Raw genomic sequence first — 25,624 nt, forward strand, 5'->3', positions numbered from 1 at the left:
GCTATGCGTTCCCGATCAGCACGCCCGCGCCGAACACCAGCGCGCCGCCCAGCACCACCTGGAAGGCGGCGCGCCAGAATGGGGTCTGCATGTAGCGGTTCTGGATGAAGGCGATCGCCCAGAGCTCGAAGAACACCACGACCGCCGCAACGATCGTTGCCGTCCAGAAATAGGGAATGAGATAGGGCAGCGCGTGGCCGAGGCCGCCAAGGGTCGTCATGATGCCGACGGTGAGGCCGCGCTTGATCGGCGAACCGCGCCCCGAGAGCTTGCCGTCGTCGGAGGCGACTTCGGTGAAGCCCATCGAAATGCCGGCGCCGATCGAGGCGGCGAGGCCGACGAGGAAAGTCTGGAATGTCGCATGCGTCGCGAAGGCGGCGGCGAAGATCGGCGCCAGTGTCGACACCGAGCCATCCATCAATCCGGCCAGCCCGGGCTGCACATAGGTGAGGATGAACTGGCGCTGCTCGGCACTCGCCTCCTCAACCTTGACCGTGCCCGGCACATGCTCCTGCTCCAGCTCATGCGCGGAGCTCTCATGGCCCTGCTCGGCCACGGCGAGGTCGTCGAGCAGCTTTCGCGTCGAGGCGTCGGTGGTGCGCTTGGCCGCCTCGACATAGAAGCGATAAGCCTGCCGCTCCATTTCCTCGGCCTGCCGGCGCACATGCTCGATGCCGAGCGGCTTCACCAGCCAGTCGGGCTTGCGCTCGAAATAGCCTTTGACGTGTTCGCGCCGGATCAGCGGGATGCGTTCGCCGAAGCGCTTGCGATAAAGCTCGATCAGCGAATCACGGTGGCCGTCTTCCTCCTCGGCCATCGCCTCGAACACCTTCGCCGATTGCGGAAAGTCCTGCGCCAGACCATCGGCATAGGCGCGGTAGATGCGCCCGTCATCCTCCTCGGAGGAGATCGCCAGCGCCAGGATCTCCTGCTCCGACAGCGAATCGAAGGAACGGCGGCCGAAGCCGAAAACACGGGAAAGCATGATGAAACCACTCTTGTTTAGAATGATTCTAAACTAGGATCTTGCCTGCCGGGCGTCAATCGCCGGTCCGTCGACGCACTCGCGAGCGCGCTTCGGCCCGCCCTTCATTATTGCCGAATGTTCGCCTATATGGATGGCAGCAGCCGAAATGAAGGAACCAACCGAATGACGGACAAGAAGCCGCCGCATGCATTCGATGCGAAGCCCGTTCTCGACCTCATCGCCAGCATCGAGGCCGACCTGCAGCGCCTCAAGGGCCTGGTCGAGCAGCAGATCGAGAAATTCGATCCCGCCAATCCGCACAACAAGACGCCCGACGGCAAGCTCACCGAGGAAGGCGTCGAGTGCTGCTACCGCATGTTCGACGAGGGCAAGTCTCGCTACACCGTCGCCCAGCAGATGAAGATCTCCTTCGCCGCCGCCACCCACCGCTTTAACAATTGGCGCAAGCTGGGCGGCAGCAAACGGACCAAGACGCTCTTGGGATGAAGGGGTTCGCGTGGTGAGGTGTCGATCGGGCACTCGCGCAAGATGTTGAATTGCCCAAGGCGGGTAAAAGCGACAGCAGGCTCTGCTGATTCCCTGGTGCAACCAATCCCCGGTGTTTGCGCCGATTTCACGGAAATGACTGGCAACCGCCCAGCCCGGCATTCAGCCTTATTGCTCTTCCGTCGTCGTCATGCCCTCGAATTCCGGAAGCCAGCGCAGGGCCGACCGGTGCCATTTCTGGTGCCTCGGGACCAGGTCCTGACGCTGCCGGGCGGTCCCCACCCTGATGCCATAGACCTTCGGGCCGTCGCCGACCGACGTCGCGTAAAGATGCGAGCCGCAGTCGGCGCAGAAAGCCTGGGCGCGCCTGGCGCCGCTTGCCACGACCTTGATGTAGGTTTTCGGCGCGCCCTTGGTGATCCTGTAGTCGCTTTCCGGCGCCGGAACGGTGACGCGAAAGGCCGTGCCGGTCAGCTGCTGGCAGTCCGTGCAGTGGCAGATCGAGGTCTTCTCGGGATCGACCTCCGCCTCATAGGTGATCGCGCCGCAATGGCATCCGCCGTCGATCTTCATCGCCTAGCTCCTTACAAAGTTCGGTGCTTCAACCTAGCTCTCGTCCGAGGCCTCGGCCATGGCCTTGCGCCGCTGCTCCCATGTGCCAGTGGCTTGCGGCTTGACGAACAGCCTCGATATTTGCGGCATTTCCTTCTTGAGCCTCGCTTCCAGGCGCTCGACGCAGGCTTCGATCTCGGGCGCGGTGAGGTCATCCTCGAATTCGATGCTCAAGCCCGCGACGATCTCCTCGGGGCCGATATGGACGCTCAATATGCCGTTCGCCCGCTGCACCGCTGGATCATCCTCGGCGATCTCCAACACCTGGCGCTGCACGTCCGGGGCGGCGGGCTCGCCCAGGAGCAGCCCCTTGCTCTCGCGCGCCAGGAAAATCGCGGTGGCGCCAAGGATGATTGAAATGCCGATCGAGCCGACGCCGTCAAGCTCGGGAATTTCGAGCAGTTCGGCGGACAGGATACCCGCGAAGGCGACGATGAGACCGAGCAGCGCGGCGCTGTCCTCGAACAGCACCGTGTAGACGCTGGGGTCCTTGCTGCGGCGCACCGCCTGGAACCAACCCTGCCGGCCCTTCTGTTGCCGAAACTCTTTCAGCGCCACCAGCCATGAGCTGCCCTCGAAAAGGAAGGAGAGGCCGAGCACGATGTAGTTGACCTTGACGCTGACGACCGGTTCGGGCGCCATGATGTGGATGACGCCCTCGTAGAAGGACACGCCTGCGCCGAGCGCGAACACCAGAAGCGCGACGATGAAGCTCCAGAAATAGAGCTCGCGCCCGTGGCCGAGCGGATGCGTGCGGTCGGGCGGCCGCGCCGCGCGGTGCATGCCGTAGAGGAGCAGCGCGCCGTTGCCGGTGTCGACCAGCGAATGCACGCCTTCCGACAGCATGGCGGACGAACCGGTGAAGGCTGCCGCCGCGAATTTGGTGAGCGCGATCGCCAAATTGCCGGCAAGCGCGGCGTAGATCACCCGTCTCGATCCGCTATGTCCTGCCATCGGTCTCCGACCTGCCCGCGCCTCGAGCTTAACGGCCCGACCGGCGAAGCTCTACAGACAATGCGCCAGCCGGTGCGAGGTTTCGAGCCGGCGTGGTGCCCGGAAAATCGGTTGACAGCCGGCCGGCCGGCTTCGCAAAGCAGCACAGCCTCTTGCAGTCCGGCATTTCTCTTGTTTCACTTGGACCGCCCACAAACCGGAGGAGCGAATCATGGCAAAAGGTGCGATGAAGGCGGGCAAGGAACCCCGCAAGCCGAAGAAGGATGCCAAGAAGCCCGCCGCAGCCCCGGCCCCGAAGGCGCCGCCGGTCAAGGCATTGCGCATCAAGGAAAAGTAAACGGCCGGATTCCGCCGAACGGCTCGATGCAGGCTTGAACCGGCAGCATGGCCGTGCTGCCGGTGTTTTGTTGATCGCAAAACAAGAGCACTTTATATCCAAGAGGCGAGGACGACCTCGCTTCTCCGAGAAACCGGCAGGGACGACCCGCCACACCAGGCATCCCAACCGATGCTGGAATGACGGAGCGCTTCGATGTCCTGGATATTTCTTTTCGTTGCCGGCCTTTTCGAGATCGGCTGGGCGATCGGCCTCAAATATACCGACGGCTTCTCCAAACCGCTGCCGACCCTTCTTACCATTGCCTCGATGATCGTCAGCCTCAGCCTGCTCGGCCTGGCGCTGAAGACGCTGCCCGTCGGCACGGCCTATGCGGTGTGGACGGGCATCGGCACCGTCGGCACGGCGCTGCTCGGCATCTGGCTGCTCGGCGAACCGGCGACGGCTGTGCGGCTCGCCTGCATCGGCCTGATCGTTTCCGGCATCGTCGGGCTCAAACTGGTGGCCTGAGCATTTCCGGCACAAACGCGTTCAGGGCCGCTTTCGGCGACCCTGACTTTATTGTTCCGACGAGCCCGGACTTAGCGGGCGGAGAAGCCCGGAGGCGCCCTGCCGACCCGCGCCTTGCGGGCGGCGTAGCGTGCGTCACGCTTGGCCTTGCGCGCCGCTTCCTCGGCAAGCTCGATCGCGATGCGCTCGGCTTCCTCGGCCTCGCGGCGCCTGGCCTCTTCGGCTGCCGCTGCTTCCGCGGCAAGACGCGCCGCTTCGGCAATCGCCTCGCGCTCGGCCTTCTCGGCCGCTTCACGCGCCAGCTTTTCCTGCTTCAGTCTTGCCTTTTCGGCCTCGCGGATGGCGCGGGCCTCTAGGATAGCCTTGCGTTCGGCCTGGCGGGCCAGAACGGCCGGATCATCCGCCGCCGGCTTTGCCTTGAAGCGCTCGAGCAGCGCCTTCTTTGCCTCGTTCGCGGCGTTGCGCCGCTCGAAAATGTCTTTTTCCCTGTAGATAGCCAAGTGTACTTCCCTGCAGTCTATTCGCGAGGCTTACATACGCGCGAAAGCGGCGAGTTCAAGCGCCAATTCGGTATGCCAGCCATGAAAAATCCGGGCTTGTTGCCGCAGGGATACGGCGCGGCGATGCATGATGCACTGTTCACAGACCGCGCCTCTGGCGGGCGGAAAGGCGGATCGTTACCTCTAGCGCCGACACGCAACATCCACATGAACGCCCTTAGGACGCAACCAGATGGAACTCGGTCTCTACACTTTCGCCGACGTCAGCCCGGAGCCGGGTCCCGGCGCCATCGGCCCGCATGAGCGGCTGCGCAACCTCATCGAGGAAATCGAGCTGGCCGACCAGGTCGGTCTCGACGTGTTCGGGCTCGGTGAGCATCACCGCCCCGACTATGCCGCCTCCGCCCCGGTCGTGGCGCTTGCCGCCGCGGCCGAGCGCACGAAGAAGATCCGCCTTACCAGCGCGGTCACGGTGCTCTCTTCCGACGATCCGGTGCGCGTCTTCCAGCAATTCGCGACGCTCGACCTTCTGTCCGACGGGCGCGCCGAGATCATGGCCGGGCGCGGCTCCTTCATCGAATCTTTCCCGCTGTTCGGCTACAACCTCGAAGACTATGACGAGCTTTTCGCCGAGAAGCTCGACCTGTTGCTCGCCATCCGCGACCAGGTGAAGGTGACGTGGCAGGGCAAGCTGCGCGCGCCGATCAATGGCCGCGGCGTCTACCCGCGTCCGTTCCAGGAAAGGCTGCCGATCTGGATCGCCATCGGCGGCACGCCGCAATCGGCCGCCCGCGCCGGCGTGCTCGGGCTGCCGCTGGCTTTGGCCATTATCGGCGGCGAGCCGGCCCGTTTCGCGCCGCTGTTCGAGATCTACCGCGAGGCCGCGCGGCGCGCCGGCACCGATACGGCAACGCTTGCCACCAGCATCAACGTGCACGGCTTCATCGCCGAGACGACCGAGCAGGCGGCCGACGATTTCTACGGACCGCAGGCCGAGGTGATGAACCGCATCGGCCGCGAGCGCGGCTGGGGCCCGACCTCGCGCGCCCATTTCGATCAGGCGCGTGGCCCGAACGGCGCGCTCTTCGTCGGCAATCCCGAACAAGTGGCGGAAAAGATCGTCGCCCAGCACAAGATCTTCAACAACGACCGCTTCCTCTTGCAAATGGCGATCGGCACGATGCCGCACGCCAAGATCATGAAGGCGATCGAGCTCTACGGCACCAGGGTGGCGCCGCTCGTGCGCAAGGAGACGGCGAAGGCGGCGGCCGCCGCGCCGGCACCAATGTCGGGAGTGACTGGCGCCTGAGCGGCTGCAGCCGAAGGGCGTCCATGATCGCCGGCTAACGGAACCTTGGCCCGGCGGACACGTTTTCCCGGCGATTGCACCGGTTTCGGTGCTCCTGAGGGAACCGATGAAAGCCGAGCCGATCGCTTCGGACGCGAGCGCTGCCGAAAGCCATGACGCGCGCGTAGCTGCGCGAGCCGACATGCGCCTGATGCGGTCGCTGCTGATCGGGATTTTCATTCTGTTAACGGCGGCGGCGCTGTATTTCGCCCGCGCCTTCTTCATGCCGGTGATACTTGCCTTCCTGCTGGCGTTGACGCTGACGCCGATCGTGCGCTTCCTGCGCAAGCGCGGCATTCCGGAAGTGGTCTCGGCGACACTGCTGGTGCTTTTTTCCACCGTCGTTTTCGCCAGCGCCGGCTACCTGCTCAGCGGCCCGGTCATTGACCTCATCAACAACTCCTATTCGATCGGCCAGCAGCTGACGGAGCGGCTGGCGCCGTTCAAGCGGCCGCTGGAACGAATGATGGATCTCGCACATCAGTTGGAGGCGCTGACGGAGACATCTCAGGAGCCCGGCCTTCAGCGGGTCGCGGTGGCGCCTTCCGGCATCCTGTCCACGGCGGCCAGCAACATCCTCGAGGCCGGCACCGCGATCACCATCGTCTTCGTGCTGTCGCTGTTCCTGCTCGCGTCCGGCACGCTGTTCTACGAGAAGATCGTCCAGTCCTTCGCCAGCATGACGCAGAAGAAGCGGGCGCTGCGCGTCGTCTATGACGTTGAGCGCGAGATTTCGCACTATCTGCTCACTGTCTCCATCATCAACGTCAGTCTCGGCACGGTGATCGGGCTGGGTCTGTGGGGGCTCGGCATGCCCAACCCACTGGTCTGGGGGGCAATGGCGGCATTGCTCAATTTCCTTCCCTATGTCGGGGCGCTGATGACCGTGCTGATCGTCGCCGTCATCGCGCTGATCAGCTTCGACACGATCGCCTATGCGCTGCTGGCGCCTGCCTTCGTGGTGCTGTGCGACATCATCGAAGGCCAGTTCGTGACGCCGATGGTGGTCGGGCGGCGGCTTGAGATCAACGCCGTGGCGATCTTCATCGCCATCGCCTTCTGGTCATGGCTGTGGGGTTTTGTCGGCGCGCTGATGGCGGTGCCGCTGCTGGTCGTCATCAAGGTTTTTTGCGATCATTTCGAAAGCCTGAGCCCGTTCGGCAATTTCCTGGCCGCGCAGCACACGGCTGTCGTCGATGAAGAGCCGGCTGGTAACAACAACCACAATAAAGCCGCCTGAGGCTGGCCCAATCCAAACTCCGGCCATTGTTGCGACACCGGTGACCAGTGCCTATATCGGATCGGTCAAGCCGGAACCCGTTCCTGAATGAGCGACTTCGATCTCGATGGCTATTTTGCCCGCATCGGTTATGGCGGACCGGCCGAGGCGTCGCTCGCCACGCTTCAGGCGCTGCACGCCGTCCACCCGCGGGCGATCCCGTTCGAGAACATCGATGCGCTTATGGGCGTTTCCGTCGGCCTCGACGTGGCTTCGCTGCAGGACAAGATTTTTCGCCAGGGCCGCGGCGGCTATTGCTTCGAGCACAATCTGATCTTCATGCACGCGCTTGCCGCGCTGGGCTTCACGGTCAGCGGGCTCGCCGCCCGCGTGCTCTGGGGCCAGCCGGAGGATGCAATCACGGCGCGCAGCCATATGCTGCTGCGCATCGAGCTTGGCGGCCGCGCCTACATTGCCGATGTCGGCTTCGGCGGCCTGACGCTGACGGCGCCGTTGCTTTTGCAAGCCGGGCTGGAGCAGCGGACGCCGCACGAAACCTTCCGTCTCGTCGAGACCGGCGGACAATTCCGCCTGCAGGCCGATATCGGCGGCGCCACTTCCGCCGGCAAGTGGCGCACGCTCTACCGCTTCGACATGAGTCAGGCCTACGAGGCCGACTACCGGGTCGCCAGCCATTTCCTCTCGACGCATCCGAGCTCGCATTTCCTGTCGACGCTGGTCGCCGCGCTGGCCTTGCCCGACCGGCGCTATGCGCTGCGCAACAACCGGCTGTCGACGCATCATGCCGGTGGCCGCGGCGAGCAGCGCGAGATCGCGACGGCCACTGAGCTCACCCACGTGCTGGAGAACCAGCTCGCCATCGTCATTCCAGACCGCCCCGCCTTCGAGGCGAGGCTGAAGGAAAAACGCATCGTGGAGACCTGACCAATGACGGACCTTTCGGTTCTCGACCTGTCGCCGATCGCGCAAGGCAGCACCGCCTCGCAATCGCTTGCCAATTCGCTCGACCTCGCCCGCCATGCCGAGCGCCTTGGCTACAAGCGCTACTGGCTGGCCGAGCACCACAACATGCCGGGCATTGCGAGCGCCGCCACGTCGGTCGTGATCGCGCATGTCGCCGCAGGCACCAAGACGATCCGCGTCGGCGCCGGCGGCATCATGCTGCCCAACCACGCGCCGCTGGTGATCGCCGAGCAGTTCGGCACGTTGGCCGCGCTTTTTCCCGGCCGCATCGACCTCGGCCTCGGCCGCGCGCCGGGCACCGACATGCTGACAGCGCGGGCGCTAAGGCGCAACCTGGAGTCCGCCGACAATTTCCCGCAGGACGTGATCGAGTTGATGGGCTATTTCCAGCCGGCCGAGGAAGGCCAGCGCATCCGCGCCGTGCCCGGCGAGGGCCAGACTGTGCCGGTCTGGATCCTCGGCTCCAGCCTCTACGGTGCGCAGCTTGCCGCCCTTCTCGGCCTGCCCTATGCCTTCGCCTCGCATTTCGCGCCGGCCGAGCTCGATCATGCGCTGGAGGTTTATCGCACGCGCTTCCAGCCCTCGGCTCAGCTCGACAAGCCCTATGTCATGCTCGGCCTCAATGTCTTTGCCGCGCCGACGGACGCCGAGGCGAAGCTTCTGTTCAGCTCGCTGCAGCAGGCCTTCGTCAACCTACGCAGCAGCCGGCCCGGGCAATTGCCGCCGCCGGTCGAGAATTACGACCGCGATCTCGATTCCGTGGCCAAGACCATGCTTGCCCAGGCGCTGTCCTGCGCCGTCGTCGGCTCGCCGGAGACGGTGCGCCAGGGCATCGACGCCTTCATCCGCCGCACCGGCGCCGACGAATTGATGGTGACGGCGCAGTGCTTCGACCATGCCGCGCGGGTGCGCTCCTTCGAGATTCTCGCCGACGTGCACAAATCGATGTCGAAGGCGGCCTGACGGCGCCATGGCTTCTGACATGCTCGTCTGCTAAGGGCAGGCTCCCTGCCCAAGCGCGAGCTTATCATGACCAATGACCTCGACGACCGCATGCACTTCGCCATCGACCTGGCGCGGCGCGCCGGCGAGCTGGGCCTCAAATATTTTCGCGATTTCGACAATCTGACCGTCGAGAGCAAGGGCCACCAGGACCTGGTTTCCGAGGGCGATCGCGAGCTCGAGCTGTTCATCCGCGCGGCGATCGCCGAGGCTTATCCGCAAGACGGCATCGTCGGCGAGGAGCACGCGGCGGTGGCCGGAACGACCGGTCACGTCTGGGTGATCGATCCTATCGACGGCACCGCCAATTTCGTTCGCGGCATTCCCGCCTGGTGCGTGGTGATCGCCTGTGCCAGGGATGGCGAGACGGTGGCCGGCGTCATCCATGAACCCTCGACCGACGAGACGTTCTACGCCCGCCTGGGCGGCGGTGCCTTCCTCAACGGCAAGCCGATCAAGGCCAGCGATGCGGCGTCGCTTTCCGAGGGCGCCGTCGGCACCGGGCTTTCCAACCGCGTTTCGACCATGAATGTCGTCGTGCTCATCGGCCTGATCATGGGCGAAGGCGGCGTCTTCTACCGCAATGCCTCCGGAGCGCTGATGCTTGCCTATGCGGCCTCCGGCCGGCTGCTCGGCTATATCGAGGAGCACATGAATGCCTGGGATTGCCTGGCCGGCATGCTGCTGGTCGAAGAGGCCGGCGGGACGGTGCTGAAAGCGGATCCGAAGACGGTGCTTGGCCACGGCACGCGGGTGATCACCGGCGGCAGGCACATCTTCCGAAAGCTGCAGGCGCTGTGCGCAGAGGCCTTCGAACCTACGCGCTGACGCTCTGCGCCACCGCGCCCAGCGGCCGGCAGGAATTGCGGATCATCAGCCGGCCCTTCAGCACGAGCTTGCGCGGCGGCGCGTCGCGATTGCCGACCAGCCGGTCGAGCAGGAGGTTCGCCGCCTGCTCGCCGATCGCCTGCACCGGCTGCGCCACGGTGGTCAGTTGCGGCACGAACACGTCCGACCAGGGAAAATCGTCGAAGCAGGCGACCGAAATGTCCTCGGGACAGCTGAGGCCGATGTCGCGGATCGCCTTCATGGTGCCGATCACCATCGGGTTGTTGGCCGAGAAGATCGCGCTTGGCCGGTCGTGCAGCGACAAGAGCTGCATGGTGGCGTTGTAGCCGTCGATCTCGTGGAAATTGCCGGAGCGTATGAGCTCCTCCGCCACCGGCAGGCCGGCCGCCTGCAGCGCCTCGCGATAACCGATCATGCGATCGTGCATGGGGGATATGTCGGATGTGCCGGTGATGTAGCCGATGCGGCGGTGGCCAAGATGGATGAGATAGGTGACGGCGTCGAACACCGCGCGCTGGTTGTCCAGCACCACTGCGTCAGTGTCGACGCCCTCGCACAGACGGTCGAGCAGCACCACCGGCACGTTGGCGTCCTCGACGATGCCCTTCAAAATGCCGCCGTCGCCGACGCGCGCCACGATCAGCCCGTCGACCATGCGGTCGAGCAACAGGCGTATCTGCTCGTCCTGCGTGTTCAGGTCCTCGTCGGTGCAGCACAGCATGACGGCATAGCCGGCGCGGTCGAAGGCCTGCTGGATGACCGAGACGACATCGGTGAAGAACGGGTTGGTGATGTGCGGCACGGTGAGGCCGATGGTGCGCGTGGTGCCCATCTTCAGGCTGCGGGCGATGGCATTGCGCTTGTAGCCGATGTCGCGGATCGCCTGCTCGATGCGTTGCGTAAGCTCGGGACTGACGGTGGCGGTGCCGTTGAGCAATGCCGACACGGTGGCCACCGACACGCGCGCCGCCTCGGCTACGTGCAGCATGGTCGGCGCCGTGGATTTCCGCTGTTTTTGCCGCCCTGACACCGTCATTTTCGAAACGTTTAGCCGCCCTTATTTAATTAAACCTACGTAAAGTCGCCACTTTTCGCAAGAATTGAAAATGCACCAATCCTCAATGACCAGATATGCGCTTGACACGTTCGAAACGTTTAGATTAGCGTTCTGACATTCGAAGACGACGGAGGGAGGCCGTCCTTTGCCATGCAGCGCGCGGATTCCATCACGACTGGCAATGCGACCGCCGATGGTCCCGCCGTCGTTCTGAGCGCGACCGGCATTTCCAAGCGATTTGGGGGCATCGCAGCGCTGTCCGACGTGAGCCTGGACCTCAGGCCGGGCGAGGTGCATGCGCTGATGGGCGAGAACGGCGCCGGCAAGTCGACGCTGATGAAGATACTCTCGGGCGTCTACACGGACTACGAAGGTGCCGTGGCGGTCGACGGCCAGACGGTCCGTTTCACCGGCGTCCGCGACGCCGAGGACGCCGGCATCGCCATCATCCACCAGGAGCTCAACCTCGTCCCCGAGCTCAGCGTCGCCGACAACATCTTCCTCGGCCGCGAAAAGCTGATCGCCGGGCTGGTCGTCGACCGCAAGGCGAGCAGCCGCGCGGCAGGCGCGCTGCTTGAGCGTCTCGGCATCGAACTCGACCCGGAAGCGCGCATCGGCACGCTGAGGGTCGGCGAGCAGCAGCTGGTGGAGATCGCCAAGGCGCTGTCGAAGTCGGCGCGCATCCTTATCATGGACGAGCCGACCTCGGCGCTGTCGCCGGCCGAATGCGAGCGGCTATTCCGCATCATCCGCCAGCTCGCGGCAAGCGGCGTCGCCATCGTCTACATCTCGCACCGCATCGACGAGGTCATGCATCTGGCAAGCCGGGTGACGGTGCTGCGCGACGGGCGCCATGTGTTGACGCAGGACATGGCGGCGCTGAGCGAAGACGCCATCATCTCGGCCATGGTCGGGCGCGACCTCCTGGCGTCCTCCGATCACCAGCGCGGCCCGGGCGGCAAGACAGCGCTCTCGGTCAGGGATCTGTCGCTGTCCAAGCCCGACCGGCATGGCTGGCGCACGGTGATCGAGGGCGTGAGCTTCGACCTTTCGGCGGGCGAAATCCTCGGCATAGGCGGGCTGCTGGGTTCCGGCCGCACCGAAATCCTGGAGGCGATCTTCGGCTCCAGCGATGGCCGCACCGGCGGCGAGATCAAGCTCGACGGCGTGCCGGTCGAGATCGGCTCGCCGCGCCAGGCGCGCCGGCTCGGCATCGCCCTGGTGACCGAGGACCGCAAGACGCAAGGCCTGCATCTCACGGCCTCGATCACCGACAATGTCGCGCTACCTTTGGTCGGCGCGCTGGCGCGCTTCGGCCTGCGCTCGCGTTCGGGCGAGCAGGGCCTTGCGCGAGAGGCGGTGAGCGCGCTCGGCATACGCTGCGAAAGCATCGAGCAGGCGGCCGGCACGCTGTCGGGCGGCAACCAGCAGAAGGTGGTGATCGGCAAATGGTTGGCCACGCGGCCGCGCGTGCTTCTGCTCGACGAGCCGACGCGCGGCATCGATGTGGGCGCCAAGCGCGAGATCTACGACCTCATCTTCAAGCTCGCCGGCGACGGGCTGGCGATCGCCGTGATCAGCTCGGAGCTGCCCGAGCTCCTGCATCTGGCCGACCGCATCCTGGTCATGGTGGAGGGCCGCCAGCGCGGAATCCTGTCCCGCGCGGAGGCCAGCGAGGAAGCGATCATGCGGCTTGCCGCGCCCAGACTTGTCACACCAAGACGTTCTACGAGATCTGCCGCATGAACCTCTTCAGCCTTCTCTCCCGCACCAAGCTTTACTGGGGGCTGATCGCCATCTTCCTGATCGGGGTGTTCGGCTCGCCGATCAGCTCCAAGGGCAACAACATCTTCCTGTCCTACGGCAACCTGCTCGACGTGCTGCGCCAGGTGTCGACGACCGGCCTCATCGCCACCGGCATGACGGCGGTGATCCTGACCGGCGGCATCGATCTTTCCGTCGGCTCGCTGATGGCAATCTGCTCGGTCGTCTGCGCCATGCTGCTCACCGTGCCGGGCGTCACGCCGTCGGCGGCGCTCGGCGTGCCGACGACCGCGCTGGTGGCTCTCTGCCTCGGCGCGCTGGTCACGCGCTTCATCCTGCTCAATATCGAGAAATCCCGCGCCGGGGCGCAAGCCGGCCGCGACGTGCGGCTCGACACGGCGCGCGGACTGGTCATCCCGGGGATCGTCGGCGTGGTGCTGTGCTGCCTTTCGCTGTGGTACCTGCTGCCGCAGGTCGAGACCAAGTTCGGCGTGCTCGGCGTGCTTCTGGTGGCGCCCTGCGTCGGCCTGCTGTTCGGCACCATCAACGGCTTCATCATCGTCGCCGGCCGCCTGCAGCCCTTCATCGTGACGCTGGCGATGATGGTGACGGCGCTTGGCATAGCGCGGCTGACCGCCGGCCAGAACAATGCCGTGCTGCCGGTCTATACAGGCTCCAACGCCACCGAGGACTTCGAGATCCTGCGTTCGCTGGTCTTCGGCGTCGTGCCGATGCCGGGCCTCTTCTTCCTCGGCGCGGTCGTGATCTATGGCGCGGTGCTGCGCTTCACCCCCTTCGGCCGCTATGTCTACGCCATCGGCGGCAATGAGGAGGCGGCGCGGCTGTCCGGCATCGCGGCCGGACGCGTCAAGATCGCCACCTATGCCGTGTCCGGCCTGCTCGCAGGCATCGCGGCCGTGCTTTACGTGGCGCAGTACCGGCAGGGCAAGCCGGACGCCGGCGCCGGGCTGGAGCTCGACGCCATCGCCGCCGTGGTCATCGGCGGCACCAGCCTGATGGGCGGGCGCGGCAGCCTGATCGGCACCTTCTGCGGCGTGCTGATCTTCGGGCTGCTCTCCAACATCCTGCAGCTGCACAATATCAATTCGAACCTTCAGCTGGTGCTGAAGGGGGCGATCATCATCGGCACCGTGCTCGTTCAGGAGCGCAACGCCGGCGACATCTTAAGCTATCTGCGCCTGCCCAACGGACGGACGGCGCAAAAGGAAACGGCCGCGGCGAAGCGGCCGTCACAGGAGACCTCGTCTCTATAATCCGGAGGAAACAGGACCATGAAACGACGTGATATGCTGAAGCTCGCCACCTTCGCGGCGGCGCTTGTGACGACCACCGCGCTCTTTTCCGGCAATCATGCCTTCGCCGAAGGCAAGAAGTGGAAGATCGGCTTCTCGCAGGTGACGACCATCGAACCCTGGCGCGCCCAGTTCAACAAGGACATCATCGCGGAGGCCGCCAAGCATCCGGAAGTCGAGCTGATCATCACCGACGGCGAGGACAAGACCGAAAAGCAGGTGGCCGACGTCGAGAACCTGATCCGCCAGGAGGTCGACGCGCTGCTGGTGTCGCCGAAGGAATCGGCCGGTCTCACCGGCGTGGTGCAGCAGGCGATCGACGCCAAGATCCCGGTCTTCGTGCTCGACCGCAATGTCGACACCAAGGACTACACGCAGTTCGTCGGCGGCGACAACAAGCTGATCGGCCGCGCGGCGGGCGAATATGCCGTCGAGCTCCTGGGCGGCAAGGGCAAGGCCGCCGGCAACGTCGTCGAGATCTGGGGCGGCATGGGCACGCAGCCGGCGCATGACCGCCATGACGGCTTCCATGAATTCACCGACAAGGAGCCGGGCATCAAGTACCTGCTCGACCAGCAGTCGGGCGACTGGAAGCAGGACCAGGCCTACAACATCATGGCCAACGCGCTGAAGACCAACGAGAAGATCGACCTCGTCTACGGCCACAACGATCCGATGGCCTATGGCGCCTATCTCGCGGCCAAGGATGTCGGGCGCGAGAAGGACATCAAGTTCATCGGCATTGACGGCCTGCCCAACGAAGGCGTGCAGATGGTGAACAAGGGCGAGCTGACGGCGACCTTCACCTATGTCACGCCGGGCGCCGAGGGCTTGCGCCAGGCGATCAAGTTCCTGAACGGCGAGAAGGTCGAAAAGACCATGACGCTGCCGACGGAAAAGGTCACCAAGGAGAACGCCGCCAAGATCCTCAAGGACAACGGGCTCTAAGCTTAGGATATCCTGCCGGGCCATGCGCCCGGCAGGGCTGCCCGAGCGCGAGGCGCTCCCCCACGGCTTGCCGCCGGATGCGCGAAGCGTCGCCGCAATGCCGATTTCCCGCTCTTTCGCGACCGAAAGTCACGCCTGCCGAGGCGAGCCTTGCCTCCGCCGGATGGCGGCTCCGAGCGTCGCCAGCAGCGCCGTATCTAAAAAAGACAGCCGGAACAATGCGATAGCGCGGGCTCGCGCCGATCTTGCTGCAAAGCGCGGCGGATCGCGTGCCGGCCCTTGCCGAGACAATGAACAGCTTGCGCAGAATGCTTGCGCCTCGTATCGCCTGTTCTTATATACGCGCCAGCCGTCCGGCCCTGAAAAGCGGGGATCGTGACGGGATTTCTTGTGAACAGGGGCTTTCGTCGGAACGCCTTTTCAAGGGTCCTGAGAGCCTGCTTAGAGGAGAGACCAGAACAATGGCAAAAGTTATCGGTATCGATCTCGGCACCACCAATTCCTGTATCGCCATCATGGATGGCAAGGATCCCAAGGTGATCGAGAATGCTGAAGGCGCGCGCACGACGCCTTCCATCGTCGCCATATCGAGCGACGGCGAACGTCTCGTCGGCCAGCCGGCCAAGCGCCAGGCGGTCACCAATCCTGAAAACACCATCTTCGCGGTCAAGCGCCTGATCGGCCGCCGCTATGACGACCCGGTCACGGAGAAGGACAAGAAGCTTGTCCCCTACAAGATCGTCAAGGGCGACAATGGCGACGCCTGGGTCGAGGCCGGCGGCAAGAAGCAGTCGCCCAGCCAGATCTCGGCCATGATCCTGCAGAAGATGAAGGAGACGGCGGAAGCCTATCTCGGCGAGAAGGTCGAGAAGGCGGTCATCACCGTTCCGGCCTATTTCAACGACGCCCAGCGCCAGGCGACCAAGGATGCCGGCAGGATCGCCGGCCTCGAGGTGCTGCGCATCATCAACGAGCCGACGGCCGCCGCGCTTGCCTACGGCCTGGAGAAGAAGGACGGCAGGACCATCGCCGTCTATGACCTTGGCGGCGGCACCTTCGATATTTCGGTGCTCGAAATCGGCGACGGCGTGTTCGAGGTGAAGTCGACCAATGGCGACACCTTCCTCGGCGGCGAGGACTTCGACATGCGGCTCGTCGAATATCTGGCGGCCGAGTTCAAGAAGGAACAGGGCATCGACCTCAAGGCCGACAAGCTTGCGCTGCAGCGCCTGAAGGAAGCGGCCGAGAAGGCCAAGATCGAGCTGTCGTCGACGACGCAGACCGAGATCAACCTGCCCTTCATCACCGCCGACGCCAGCGGCCCGAAGCACCTGACGATGAAGCTCACCCGGGCGAAGTTCGAAAGCCTGGTCGAGGACCTCGTGCAGCGCACCATCGAGCCCTGCAAGGCTGCACTCAAGGATGCCGGCCTGAAGGCTGGCGAGATCGACGAAGTGGTCCTGGTCGGCGGCATGACCCGCATGCCCAAGATCCAGGAGATCGTGAAGCAGTTCTTCGGCAAGGAGCCGCACAAGGGCGTCAACCCGGATGAAGTGGTCGCGCTCGGCGCCGCCATTCAGGCCGGCGTGCTGCAGGGCGACGTCAAGGACGTGCTGCTGCTCGACGTGACGCCGCTGTCGCTGGGCATCGAGACGCTGGGTGGCGTGTTCACCCGGCTGATCGAGCGCAACACGACGATCCCGACCAAGAAGAGCCAGACCTTCTCGACCGCCGAGGATTCGCAGTCGGCGGTGACGATCCGCGTCTTCCAGGGCGAGCGCGAAATGGCGGCGGACAACAAGCTGCTCGGCCAGTTCGACCTGGTCGGCATCCCGCCGGCTCCGCGCGGCGTGCCGCAGATCGAGGTCACCTTCGACATCGACGCCAACGGCATCGTCAACGTCTCGGCCAAGGACAAGGGCACCGGCAAGGAGCATCAGATCCGCATCCAGGCTTCTGGCGGCCTGTCCGACGCCGACATCGAGAAGATGGTGAAGGACGCCGAGGCCAATGCCGAGGCCGACAAGAAGCGTCGTGCCCTCGTCGAGGCGCGCAACCAGGCCGAGGCGCTGGTGCATTCGTCCGAGAAGTCGCTGAAGGACTATGGCGACAAGGTCTCGGAGGCCGATCGCACCGCGATCTCGGACGCGATCGCCGCGCTGAAGACGGCGGCCGAGGGCGACGACCCGGCCAACATCGAGGCCAAGTCGCAGGCGCTCGCCGAAGCGTCGATGAAGCTCGGCCAGGCCATGTACGAGTCCTCGCAGAAGGAGGCGGCCGAAGCCGATGCCAAGGCGGATGCCGCCAAGGATTCGGACGTGGTCGACGCCGACTTCGAGGAAATCAACGAAGACGACGACAAGAAGAAGTCGGCCTGAGCCGGCCGACGGCGGATCATGCGAAAAGCCCGGCGCAAGGCCGGGCTTTTTTGCAACCCTGCCCGAAAAAGTGACGAAAAACCCGGAGCAGCCCCGGCTTAGTACTAGCATCCGGGAAACATCGCTCCTAAATCCAAGACCATGCCGGCAGAACTTGCCAACAATGCTTGAAGACATTGAGCATCCGGACAGCGGGAAAAAATGAAAGCTGATTTCTACGAAACGCTGGGCGTGCAAAGGGGCGCCGACGACAAGGAGCTCAAGAGCGCTTTCCGCAAGCTCGCCATGCAGTTCCACCCCGACCGCAACCCCGGCGACCATGCCTGCGAGCACAAGTTCAAGGAAATCAACGAAGCCTACGAGACGCTGAAGGACCCGCAGAAGCGCGCCGCCTATGACCGCTTCGGCCACGCCGCCTTCGAGGGCGGCATGAACGGCGCAGCGCACGGCTTCGGCGCCGGCGGTTTCGCCGACATCTTCGAGGACATTTTCGGCGACATGATGGGCGGCCGTCAGCGCCGCTCGTCGGGCGGCCGCGAGCGCGGCGCCGATCTACGCTACAACATGGAAATCACGCTGGAAGAAGCCTTCTCCGGCAAGACCGCGCAGATCCGCGTGCCGGCCTCCATCTCCTGCTCGGAATGCTCCGGCAGCGGCGCCAAGCCCGGCACGCAGCCGGTGACCTGCTCGATGTGCCATGGCCACGGCAAGGTGCGCGCTACGCAAGGCTTCTTCTCGATCGAGCGGACCTGCCCGCAATGCCAGGGCCGCGGCCAGACGATCAAGGACCCCTGCCCGAAATGCGCCGGCCAGGGCCGTGTCACCGAGGAGCGCTCGCTGTCGGTCAACATCCCGGCCGGCATCGAGGACGGCACCCGCATCCGGCTTGCCAATGAGGGCGAGGCGGGCCTGCGCGGCGGACCGTCCGGCGACCTCTATATCTTCCTGGCGGTGAAGCCTCACGAATTCTTCCAGCGCGACGGCGCCGATCTCTATTGCAAGGTGCCGATTTCGATGACAACGGCCGCGCTTGGCGGCTCCTTCGAGGTCACCACGCTGGACGGCACGCAGACCAAGGTGAAAGTGCCGGAAGGCACCCAGAACGGCCGCCAGTTCCGGTTGAAGGGCAAGGGCATGCCGGTGCTGCGCCAGCCCAATGTCGGCGACCTCTATATCCAGACGGCGGTCGAGACGCCGCAGAACCTGACGCGCCGCCAGCGCGAATTGCTGGAAGAGTTCGAGCAGCTCTCCTCGAAGGACAACTCGCCCCAGTCGAGCGGCTTTTTCGCCCGCATGAAGGACTTCTTCGAGTCGTTCGGCGAAACCTGATCCTCACAGCCCTATTGCGCACGGCTTGGGAAGGGGCGATCCGCTTCCCAAGCGTCATCAACATCTTATGCCAGCTTGACGCCTTGCCTTGTCCCACCCACCTGCTAAGTAGCGGATCGGGGGCTGAGCATTGAGGAGAGCTCTGATGGCACGTAGTCCCGGGTTGCGCAAAGCGCTGGCCGAAAAATTCGACGACGAGCTGAAGTTCTTCAAGGGCTGGATCGACAAGCCCAAAACGGTCGGCTCGATCGTTCCCACCAGCTCCATCACCGCCCGCAAGATGGCCTCGATCGTCAATCCGAGATCGGGCCTGCCGGTGCTCGAGGTCGGGCCTGGCACCGGCGTCATCACCCGCGCCATCCTCGCCCAGGGCGTGAAGCCCGAAAACCTCTACGCGGTCGAATATTCGACCGACTTCGTGCGCCATCTGCGCGGCCTCTACCCCGGCGTCAACGTGATCGAGGGCGACGCCTTCAATCTCGATGCCACACTCGGCGACAAGCGCGACATGATGTTCGATTCGGTCGTCTCCGGCGTGCCGCTGCTCAATTTCCCGGTTGCCCAGCGCATCGCCTATGTCGAAAGCCTGCTCGACCGCATTCCCGCCGGACGGCCGATCGTGCAGCTGACCTATGGCCCGCTGTCGCCGATCCCCGCCGGGCGTGGCGACTACACGGTCGAGCATTTCGATTTCATCTTCCGCAACATCCCGCCGACGCAGCTGTGGATCTACCGCCGCGCGGCGCATTAGGGCCAAGTGAGTAGGGGAGTAAGGCAGTAGGGGAATAGGGAATGAACATTCAGCTTCCGCACTATCCCTACTGCCCTATTCCCTTACTCCCCTACTCCCCGGGCGAAGCAGGCCAACGGCAGTGATCCCACGAATCCTCGTCTTCGCCGGCTCGGTCCGGACCGGCGCTTATAGCGGCCGGACCGCCGATGTGGCGCAGAAGGAACTCGCCATGCAGGGCGCGGAGGTGACGCGCATCTCGCTCGGCGACTATCCGCTGCCGATCATGGACGAGGACCTGGAAAAGGAAAGAGGCATCCCCGAGAACGCGATCAAGCTCGGCCGCCAGATCGCCGCCCATGACGGGCTCTTGATTGCGACGCCCGAATATAACGGCTCGATCCCGCCGCTCTTGAAGAATTCGATCGACTGGGTGAGCCTGCTCCGCAGCGAGGGCAGTCGTTCGTTCAGGCCGCTTTACGGCAAACCCGTCGCTCTATGCTCATCCTCGGAAGGCAAATTCGCCGGCATACGCTGCATCAACCATCTGCGCGCGGTGCTGGTGCGCTGCCAGATGGAGGTGATCACCCCGGAATGCTCGGTCTCCGAGGCCGGCGAAGCCTTCGCCGAGGACGGACAATTCAGGGACGCCAGACTACACCAAGCGATGGAGCGCCTATGCCGTACACTGATCGAAACTTCGCGCATGCTGTCGACCCGGATCGAGGCGTGATCAATTTCGCGGAGGCGAACACGATGCGAGACAGGCTGATCGTGGGGTTGGACCTTCCGACGCTGAAAGAGGCCGAGAAGGCGGTGCGCGAGCTCGAAGGCGCTGTTTCCTTCTACAAGATCGGCTACCAGCTCGCCTTTGCCGGCGGGTTGGACTTGGCGCGGGAACTGGCCAGCGGCGGCACCAAAGTGTTCCTCGACATGAAGCTGCTCGATATCGACAACACGGTCGCCAAGGGGGTCGAGAACATCGTCAAGATGGGCATGACGATGCTGACGCTGCACGCCTATCCCAAAACCATGAGAGCGGCTGTCGAGGCGGCCAGGGGCAGCGAGCTCTGCCTGCTCGGCGTGACGGTTCTGACCTCGATGGACGAGCAGGACGTGATCGACGCCGGCTATGAATACGACCCACACACGCTGGCGCTGCGGCGCTCCGAACAGGCGCTGCATGCCGGCATGGGCGGCATCGTCTGCTCGGCGGAGGAGGCCGAGGCGGTGCGCCGCATCGTCGGCCCGGATCTGGCTGTGGTGACGCCCGGCATCCGGCCGTCGGGCAGCGACCACGGCGACCAGAAGCGCGTGGTGACGCCGGCGCAGGCGATCCGCAACGGCTCCAGCCACCTAGTCGTCGGTCGGCCGATCGTCGCCGCGCCGGACCGCCGCGCGGCGGCCGAAGCGATCCTCGCCGAGATGCAGTCGGCCTGAAGACCGAAAAGAAAGACAGGAGAAAGAGAATGCCGAAGGGATATTGGATCGCCCGTGTCGATGTGCACGACGCCGAGGGCTACAAGGACTATGTCGCCGCCGCGAAGCTCGCCTTCGATCGCTTCGGCGCGAAGTTTCTGGCGCGCGGCGGCGAGCATGAAAAGGCTGAAGGGCAGGGCCGCGCCCGCAACGTGATCATCGAGTTCGAATCGCTGGCCGTGGCGCATGATTGCTACCACTCGCCGGAGTACCAGCGCGCCGCCGCGATCCGCCAGAAAGTGGCCGACGGCGAGATCGTTCTGGTCGAAGGCGTTTAGCGAAAGAGCCTATTGGCCGCCGTTTCTGCCATCGCATCGGCGAGCTCCATGCCCCACTTTCTGCGGCAATAGTCGCGAAAATCGAAGCAGGGCAGGCCGGGGCAGACTTCGAACTCGATGAGATGCACGGTGTCGTCGGCCTCGACCCGGAAGTCGACGGAAAAGACGTCCTTCAGGCCAAGACCGCTTATCAGCTTCTGCGCGATGGCGCGGATTTTCCGATCCGCCTCCGGCTGACTGGCGCCGACCGCCTCAAGCTCCGGCTCGGCATAGGTGCCCGCATCCTTCGCCGCCTGGCCGGTCTCGCCATAGAGTGCCATCGAGTCGGCCATGGTCTGGAAGTCGCCGCCGGAATCGACGAAGAATATGCCCAAAGACTCGACGCCGGCCTCGGGCTTCAACCCAAGGAAGCTCGCGCGCACATTGCGCCCCGCGACATAGGGCTGGACGACGACGTCGTCCCGATAATGCGAAAAAACGCGCCGGCTAAGCTCCAGCGCATGGCCGAGATCGGCGATGCGCGAATCCGGCCAGATGCCGATCTTGGCGCCGAGCCGGTTGGGTTTCACGAACCAGCCCTTGGGCGAGGCCGGCGGCTCGACCAGCCATGCGCCGTTGCGCGCCAGGCCTGCTGCCGGCACCGGCAGGCCGAGCGCGCCGAGCACGGCGCCGGAGCGAAGCTTGTCCTGGCAGAGCGCGAAAAGGGAATCGTCGGCGCCGATGGTGCGCAGGCCGTTGAGGCGGGCGAGCGCGGGCGAGGCGCCGCCACGAAAATAGGCAATGCCGTCCGTCAGCGTCCAGACCAGCGTCGTCGCCGGATCGGCCTTCGCCAGGACCGCTGATGCGTCATCGAGCTCGACAGCTTGGAAGGCGAGGCTGCGCTTCTCGCAAGCCTCGGCGAGCTGGCTGAACTCCGGCTTGAGATCGGTCGATTGCGCCAGATAGGACGAGATTTCCAGGGCACGATCCGCCGGGTATCCGTCGGCGGATAGGCGGTCGAGGCAGGCCTTCTCCGGCTCGTAGACGAGAATGAGGGTCGGCTTGTCACGCGACATGAACGGTCTGCCCTGGTCGAAATCAGCGCGCTACCATCGCACGGCCGCGGTAATCGGCTTGCGGGAAACCGACCGGCGCGGGTGGTTGCGTGACAGCGCTCAGGCGATCAGCACGCGCGGCTCGAAGCGTCCTTTGACCGGAATGTCGAGCAGGAAGGTCATGCCGGCCTGCGGGTCGAGCGCCCGCTGCTTCTCGTCCTTGCCTTTCCAGGCCGAGGTCACCGCCAGCCGGTCGGCCTCCTTGCCGACAAAAGCCGGGCAGGAAGCCTGCGTCACCGGCATGGCGATCTCGCGCAGCAGCGTGCCGTCCGGCGCATAGGCCTTTACCGCCTTACCGCCCCAGACGGCGTTCCACAGCACTCCATCGCGGTCGACGACCGAACCGTCGATATAGCCTTTCGAGGAGCGATGATCGACGAAGACTTTCACCTCGCCGGCCGGCAGGCCGGTCGCCGGATCGCAGGCGACGCGCATCAGAAGCCCGGTCGCTGTGTCGGTGTAGTAGGCAATCGTTCCGTCCTCTGAAAAACAGATTGAGTTCGAGACGGTGATGCCGGAAAACAGCCGGCGCAACTCGCCCTTGAAGAACCAGTAGATCGAACCGGCACCCTTCTCCTCGCCCTTGCCCATCGTGCCGGTCCACAGCGCGCCGCAGGGATGGACACGCGAATCGTTGGAGCGCGTCAGCGGATTGTCGGCCTCGATCGACGTGTGCAGCGTCAGCCTGCCGGTTTTCACATCTCGGACCTGCAGGCCAATCTCGGTGGCGATGAGCTGGCGGTCGTCGTCGATGACGGCGATAGCGCTGGCCATGACGCCGAGATCATGGATTTTCAGCTTCCCGGCGAGTGGCTTTTCCAGAAGCTTGCCATTGACGATGTCGAACCAGAACAGCGTGTCGGTGGCGGGATCGTAGCTCGGGCCTTCGCCGAGCTCGCAGATATGGTCCGAAAAAACCGAAACGCCGTCCATCGTCATCCTCCGAAGGCCTCATCCCAGGCGGCAACCGCGGCGCGGGCGCGCTGCCCCACCTCCTCGATGCTGGCGCCTGGCTTGTAGAGGCTCGAACCCAGGCCGAAGACGCTGACGCCGACCGCCTTGTAGCCGGCAAAATCCTTGTCCGAGACGCCGCCGACCGCGCCGATGACCGTCGTTGCCGGCAGCACGGCGCGAATGGCGGCGATGCCGCTCGATCCAAGCACGCTCGCCGGGAAGAATTTCAGCGCCGAAGCGCCGAGCCGGATCGCCTGGAAAGCTTCGGTGGGCGTGAACACGCCCGGCATCGTCACCATCCCGTGGTGCATCGCGCGACCCATGACCTCGGCATCGATGTTGGGGCTGACCAGCAACCGTCCGCCGGCCTCGTGCAAGGCCTCGACGTCCGTCACCGTCAGCACGGTGCCGGCGCCGATCAGCGCGCTTTGCGGCAGCGCCTCGACCAGATCGGCGATGGAGACGAATGGCTCCGGCGAATTGAGCGGCACTTCGATCGCCTCGATGCCGGCGTCGTGGATCGCCTTGCCGATCGCTACCGCCTCGGAAGGCTTCAGGCCGCGCAGGATGGCGACAAGGCCGCGCTTGAGCTTCGGGAAGGGTGCGGTCTGGCTCATCAAGCGCCTCCAATCATGCCGTTCTCGCGCGCGGCCTCGACGAGGCCGGCGCGCACCGCTTCATCGGCGTCCACGGTGCGGAAGGCAAGCCCGGCAAGGCCGAGCGCCGCGCCATAAAGCATGGCCAGTGCGCCCGAGGCGACCAGCACGACCGGCGCCTCGCTTGCGCCATAGCGGCGCTTCGCCGAGGCGATCTCGCCGCCGATCAGCAGCCCGGACAGGCATGCCGCCGCATCGGCGGGCTGCAGATCCAGCAGAAGCCCGGCAGCCCGGATGGCGAACAGCTTCGAGGAGATGTCGCCGCCTTCGCCCAGGGCCCGCTCGCACCATTGCCGGAAGAACGGGCTGTCCGTGGCGACCGGCGCCGGGTGCTCGCCCAGCGAGTGCTTCAGGATCGAGTGCGTGGCCAAGACGGAAAATAATTCCCCGGTCGGCCAGGTGCCGAAGCCCGCTACCGCGCCATCTTCGACTGCGACCCATTTCGAATGCGTGCCGGGCATGCAGACGAGATGCCGCCCCTTTGCCGGCAAACCGGCGCCGGCAAGCTGGGTTTCCTCGCCGCGCATGACATCCGGCGCATCGGCGAGCCGCTGGGCGAGGCCAGGCACGATGCGGATGTCGCGGCGCGAGCCCTCAATGCGGGCGGCGCCGCGCAAAATCGCGCCGATCGGCGCCGGCACGGTGACGTAAGGCGCCTCGATCCAGCCCTGCCGCGAGCCAGCCATGCCGCAGATGATGACCGGCAGCATGTCCGGCGCGCCCATCGCGGCAAGATGGCCTTCCAACACGTTCGAAAAGCCGTTTTCGCGGGCGGTGATCAGCCCGTCGTCGCCGCGCCGCTCGGCAAGCACCTTGCCCGTGCCGTCGAGCAGCCAGGCTCTGAGCCTGGTCGTGCCCCAGTCGAGCGCGGCGACGGCGGCTGTTGCGCTCACAGGAAGCCTCCGTCGACGATCAGCATTTGCGCGGTCAGCATGCGCGAGGCATCCGACGCCAGGAACAGCACCGTACCCACCATGTCTTCGGGCTGCATGACATCCTTGATGCACTGCTTGGCGACGTGTGCGGCGAGCGCCTCGTCGGTGACCCAGAGCTCGCGCTGCCGTTCGGTGATGACCCAGCCTGGCGCCACCGCGTTGACGCGGATGCGGTCCTGCCCGAGCTTGCCGGCCAGGCCTTTCGTCAGGCCGAGGATGCCTGCCTTGGCGGCGGTATAGGCCGGCATATCGGGATGGTTGATCAGGTAGGAGGTGGAGGTGAAGTTGATGATCGAGCCGCCGCCGGCGCGCTTCATGCCGGGCGCCACGGCTTGCGCGGTGAAGAAATGCGGCCGCAGGTTGATGGCGAGGTTGTTGTCCCAGAACTCGACGGTGACGTTTTCCACCGCGTGACGGTCGTCGAGCGCGGCATTGTTGACCAGCACCGTCACGTCGCCATGGGCTTCGGCAGCCTTCGCCGCGGCGGCGCGCAACGCCTCGATGTCGCGCAGGTCGGCCTTGAGATAGAGCGGACGGCGGCCAAGCTCCTTCTCCAACCGGTCGGCAAGGGCCATGCTTGGCTTGTCAGCAATGTCGATGAACGCGACCCTGGCGCCCTGCCGCACAAAACCTTCGGTCAGCGCCGCGCCGATGCCGGAGCCGCCGCCGGTGATCAGCACCGAGGCACCGTCGAGGTCGGCGAAACGCGCCGATGGCATCATGATCTCTTCTCCCTTTGGCCGGCGCGCATCCTAGCCAGACAAAGCGCGGGGGCAAGGGAGAAACGTCGGATTTCGGAAGCTTATGTCCGACAAATGAGCGCTGCCCCTCGCCCAGCCTCCGCTTCGCTCGGCTGACCTCTCCCCGAGGGGAGAGGAGATTGCCGGCTTCGGCGCCAGTCTCTTCTCCCATTGGGGAGC

At 65.0% G+C, this 25,624-nt stretch carries 27 protein-coding genes; 17 read left to right on the top strand and 10 right to left on the bottom strand.

Going from position 1 to position 25,624, the window contains the following annotated elements; all coding sequences use genetic code 11:
- Nucleotide 1 precedes the first annotated feature (1 nt).
- The gene (gene mbfA, locus FJW06_RS13515) at nt 2-985 is read right to left on the bottom strand and encodes an iron exporter MbfA (protein WP_140752410.1); all 984 of its coding nucleotides are present in this window, start codon (nt 983-985) and stop codon (nt 2-4) included.
- A gap of 165 nt (nt 986-1,150) precedes the next feature.
- Between mbfA and FJW06_RS13520 the strand changes: the two genes are divergently transcribed.
- Nucleotides 1,151-1,474, top strand: a complete 324-nt coding sequence (locus FJW06_RS13520) for a hypothetical protein (protein ID WP_040999331.1) — start codon at nt 1,151-1,153, stop codon at nt 1,472-1,474.
- A gap of 168 nt (nt 1,475-1,642) precedes the next feature.
- Here FJW06_RS13520 and FJW06_RS13525 read toward each other — a convergent pair whose 3' ends face one another.
- Both FJW06_RS13525 and FJW06_RS13530 read right to left on the bottom strand, forming a co-directional pair.
- The gene (locus FJW06_RS13525; protein WP_140752412.1) at nt 1,643-2,047 is read right to left on the bottom strand and encodes a GFA family protein; all 405 of its coding nucleotides are present in this window, start codon (nt 2,045-2,047) and stop codon (nt 1,643-1,645) included.
- A gap of 33 nt (nt 2,048-2,080) precedes the next feature.
- Nucleotides 2,081-3,040 carry a cation diffusion facilitator family transporter gene (locus FJW06_RS13530; protein WP_140752414.1) on the bottom strand — a complete coding sequence of 320 codons (960 nt, stop codon included), beginning with the start codon at nt 3,038-3,040 and terminating at the stop codon, nt 2,081-2,083.
- Nucleotides 3,041-3,251: 211 nt separating this feature from the next.
- On the opposite strand from FJW06_RS13530, the gene FJW06_RS30805 reads away from it, so the two are divergent.
- Nucleotides 3,252-3,377: a hypothetical protein gene (locus tag FJW06_RS30805; RefSeq protein WP_140752416.1), complete on the top strand. Its 126-nt coding sequence runs from the start codon at nt 3,252-3,254 to the stop codon at nt 3,375-3,377.
- Nucleotides 3,378-3,572: 195 nt separating this feature from the next.
- Nucleotides 3,573-3,887: a quaternary ammonium compound efflux SMR transporter SugE gene (gene sugE / locus FJW06_RS13540; protein WP_140752417.1), complete on the top strand. Its 315-nt coding sequence runs from the start codon at nt 3,573-3,575 to the stop codon at nt 3,885-3,887.
- Between the two features lie 71 nt (nt 3,888-3,958).
- Here the strand turns inward: sugE and FJW06_RS13545 are convergent, their stop codons facing one another.
- Nucleotides 3,959-4,387, bottom strand: coding sequence for a DUF6481 family protein (locus tag FJW06_RS13545; protein WP_140752418.1), 429 nt, complete (start codon nt 4,385-4,387; stop codon nt 3,959-3,961).
- A 232-nt stretch (nt 4,388-4,619) separates the two neighbouring features.
- Here FJW06_RS13545 and FJW06_RS13550 point away from each other — a divergent pair, with 232 nt between their 5' ends.
- The 5 genes from FJW06_RS13550 to FJW06_RS13570 all read left to right on the top strand — a co-directional run bounded on the left by FJW06_RS13550 (nt 4,620) and on the right by FJW06_RS13570 (nt 9,768).
- On the top strand, nt 4,620-5,696 hold the full coding sequence (locus FJW06_RS13550; protein WP_140752420.1) for an LLM class flavin-dependent oxidoreductase: 1,077 nt from the start codon (nt 4,620-4,622) through the stop codon (nt 5,694-5,696).
- 106 nt (nt 5,697-5,802) lie between these two features.
- Entirely contained in the window at nt 5,803-6,975 is a 1,173-nt protein-coding gene (locus FJW06_RS13555) for an AI-2E family transporter (protein WP_140752421.1), read from the top strand.
- Between the two features lie 87 nt (nt 6,976-7,062).
- Nucleotides 7,063-7,899, top strand: coding sequence for an arylamine N-acetyltransferase (locus tag FJW06_RS13560; RefSeq protein WP_140752423.1), 837 nt, complete (start codon nt 7,063-7,065; stop codon nt 7,897-7,899).
- 3 nt (nt 7,900-7,902) lie between these two features.
- The gene (locus FJW06_RS13565) at nt 7,903-8,901 is read left to right on the top strand and encodes an LLM class flavin-dependent oxidoreductase (protein ID WP_140752425.1); all 999 of its coding nucleotides are present in this window, start codon (nt 7,903-7,905) and stop codon (nt 8,899-8,901) included.
- A gap of 66 nt (nt 8,902-8,967) precedes the next feature.
- Nucleotides 8,968-9,768, top strand: coding sequence for an inositol monophosphatase family protein (locus tag FJW06_RS13570; RefSeq protein ID WP_140752427.1), 801 nt, complete (start codon nt 8,968-8,970; stop codon nt 9,766-9,768).
- On the opposite strand, the gene FJW06_RS13575 is transcribed toward FJW06_RS13570, so the two are convergent.
- Nucleotides 9,758-10,777 carry a LacI family DNA-binding transcriptional regulator gene (locus FJW06_RS13575; protein WP_140752428.1) on the bottom strand — a complete coding sequence of 340 codons (1,020 nt, stop codon included), beginning with the start codon at nt 10,775-10,777 and terminating at the stop codon, nt 9,758-9,760. The genes FJW06_RS13570 and FJW06_RS13575 overlap by 11 nt on opposite strands.
- 219 nt (nt 10,778-10,996) lie before the next feature.
- Between FJW06_RS13575 and FJW06_RS13580 the strand changes: the two genes are divergently transcribed.
- From FJW06_RS13580 to FJW06_RS13620, 9 genes are all read left to right on the top strand, one after another.
- On the top strand, nt 10,997-12,592 hold the full coding sequence (locus FJW06_RS13580) for a sugar ABC transporter ATP-binding protein (RefSeq protein WP_140752430.1): 1,596 nt from the start codon (nt 10,997-10,999) through the stop codon (nt 12,590-12,592).
- Nucleotides 12,589-13,884, top strand: coding sequence for an ABC transporter permease (locus FJW06_RS13585; protein ID WP_140752432.1), 1,296 nt, complete (start codon nt 12,589-12,591; stop codon nt 13,882-13,884). Before FJW06_RS13580 ends, FJW06_RS13585 begins: the two co-directional genes overlap by 4 nt.
- An 18-nt stretch (nt 13,885-13,902) precedes the next feature.
- Nucleotides 13,903-14,871: a substrate-binding domain-containing protein gene (locus FJW06_RS13590; RefSeq protein WP_140752434.1), complete on the top strand. Its 969-nt coding sequence runs from the start codon at nt 13,903-13,905 to the stop codon at nt 14,869-14,871.
- Nucleotides 14,872-15,332: 461 nt separating this feature from the next.
- Nucleotides 15,333-17,249, top strand: a complete 1,917-nt coding sequence (dnaK, locus tag FJW06_RS13595) for a molecular chaperone DnaK (RefSeq protein WP_140752436.1) — start codon at nt 15,333-15,335, stop codon at nt 17,247-17,249.
- Between the two features lie 201 nt (nt 17,250-17,450).
- Entirely contained in the window at nt 17,451-18,578 is a 1,128-nt protein-coding gene (gene dnaJ, locus FJW06_RS13600; RefSeq protein ID WP_140752438.1) for a molecular chaperone DnaJ, read from the top strand.
- Between the two features lie 145 nt (nt 18,579-18,723).
- A complete protein-coding gene (gene pmtA, locus FJW06_RS13605) occupies nt 18,724-19,329 on the top strand; it encodes a phospholipid N-methyltransferase PmtA (RefSeq protein WP_140752440.1) in 606 nt (201 codons plus the stop codon).
- A 121-nt stretch (nt 19,330-19,450) separates the two neighbouring features.
- Nucleotides 19,451-20,041, top strand: a complete 591-nt coding sequence (locus FJW06_RS13610; protein ID WP_181178283.1) for an NAD(P)H-dependent oxidoreductase — start codon at nt 19,451-19,453, stop codon at nt 20,039-20,041.
- Nucleotides 20,042-20,064: 23 nt separating this feature from the next.
- Nucleotides 20,065-20,748 (top strand): orotidine-5'-phosphate decarboxylase, encoded by a 684-nt coding sequence (gene pyrF / locus FJW06_RS13615; RefSeq protein WP_140752504.1) that lies wholly within the window; start codon nt 20,065-20,067, stop codon nt 20,746-20,748.
- Nucleotides 20,749-20,777: 29 nt separating this feature from the next.
- Nucleotides 20,778-21,065, top strand: a complete 288-nt coding sequence (locus FJW06_RS13620; protein WP_140752444.1) for a DUF1330 domain-containing protein — start codon at nt 20,778-20,780, stop codon at nt 21,063-21,065.
- Here FJW06_RS13620 and FJW06_RS13625 read toward each other — a convergent pair.
- The 5 genes from FJW06_RS13625 to FJW06_RS13645 all read right to left on the bottom strand — a co-directional run bounded on the left by FJW06_RS13625 (nt 21,062) and on the right by FJW06_RS13645 (nt 25,426).
- On the bottom strand, nt 21,062-22,120 hold the full coding sequence (locus tag FJW06_RS13625; RefSeq protein WP_140752446.1) for a D-alanine:D-lactate ligase-like protein: 1,059 nt from the start codon (nt 22,118-22,120) through the stop codon (nt 21,062-21,064). The genes FJW06_RS13620 and FJW06_RS13625 overlap by 4 nt on opposite strands.
- A 99-nt stretch (nt 22,121-22,219) precedes the next feature.
- Nucleotides 22,220-23,098, bottom strand: coding sequence for an SMP-30/gluconolactonase/LRE family protein (locus tag FJW06_RS13630; protein WP_140752448.1), 879 nt, complete (start codon nt 23,096-23,098; stop codon nt 22,220-22,222).
- Nucleotides 23,095-23,730: a 2-dehydro-3-deoxy-6-phosphogalactonate aldolase gene (locus FJW06_RS13635; protein WP_140752450.1), complete on the bottom strand. Its 636-nt coding sequence runs from the start codon at nt 23,728-23,730 to the stop codon at nt 23,095-23,097. The genes FJW06_RS13630 and FJW06_RS13635 overlap by 4 nt, the downstream gene beginning before the upstream one ends.
- Nucleotides 23,730-24,662, bottom strand: coding sequence for a 2-dehydro-3-deoxygalactonokinase (locus FJW06_RS13640; protein ID WP_140752452.1), 933 nt, complete (start codon nt 24,660-24,662; stop codon nt 23,730-23,732). The genes FJW06_RS13635 and FJW06_RS13640 overlap by 1 nt, the downstream gene beginning before the upstream one ends.
- A complete protein-coding gene (locus tag FJW06_RS13645) occupies nt 24,659-25,426 on the bottom strand; it encodes an SDR family oxidoreductase (protein WP_140752454.1) in 768 nt (255 codons plus the stop codon). The genes FJW06_RS13640 and FJW06_RS13645 overlap by 4 nt, the downstream gene beginning before the upstream one ends.
- Nucleotides 25,427-25,624: the final 198 nt, after the last annotated feature.

The sequence above is a fragment of the Mesorhizobium sp. B4-1-3 genome, assembly GCF_006439355.1.
Classification (GTDB): Bacteria; Pseudomonadota; Alphaproteobacteria; order Rhizobiales; family Rhizobiaceae; genus Mesorhizobium.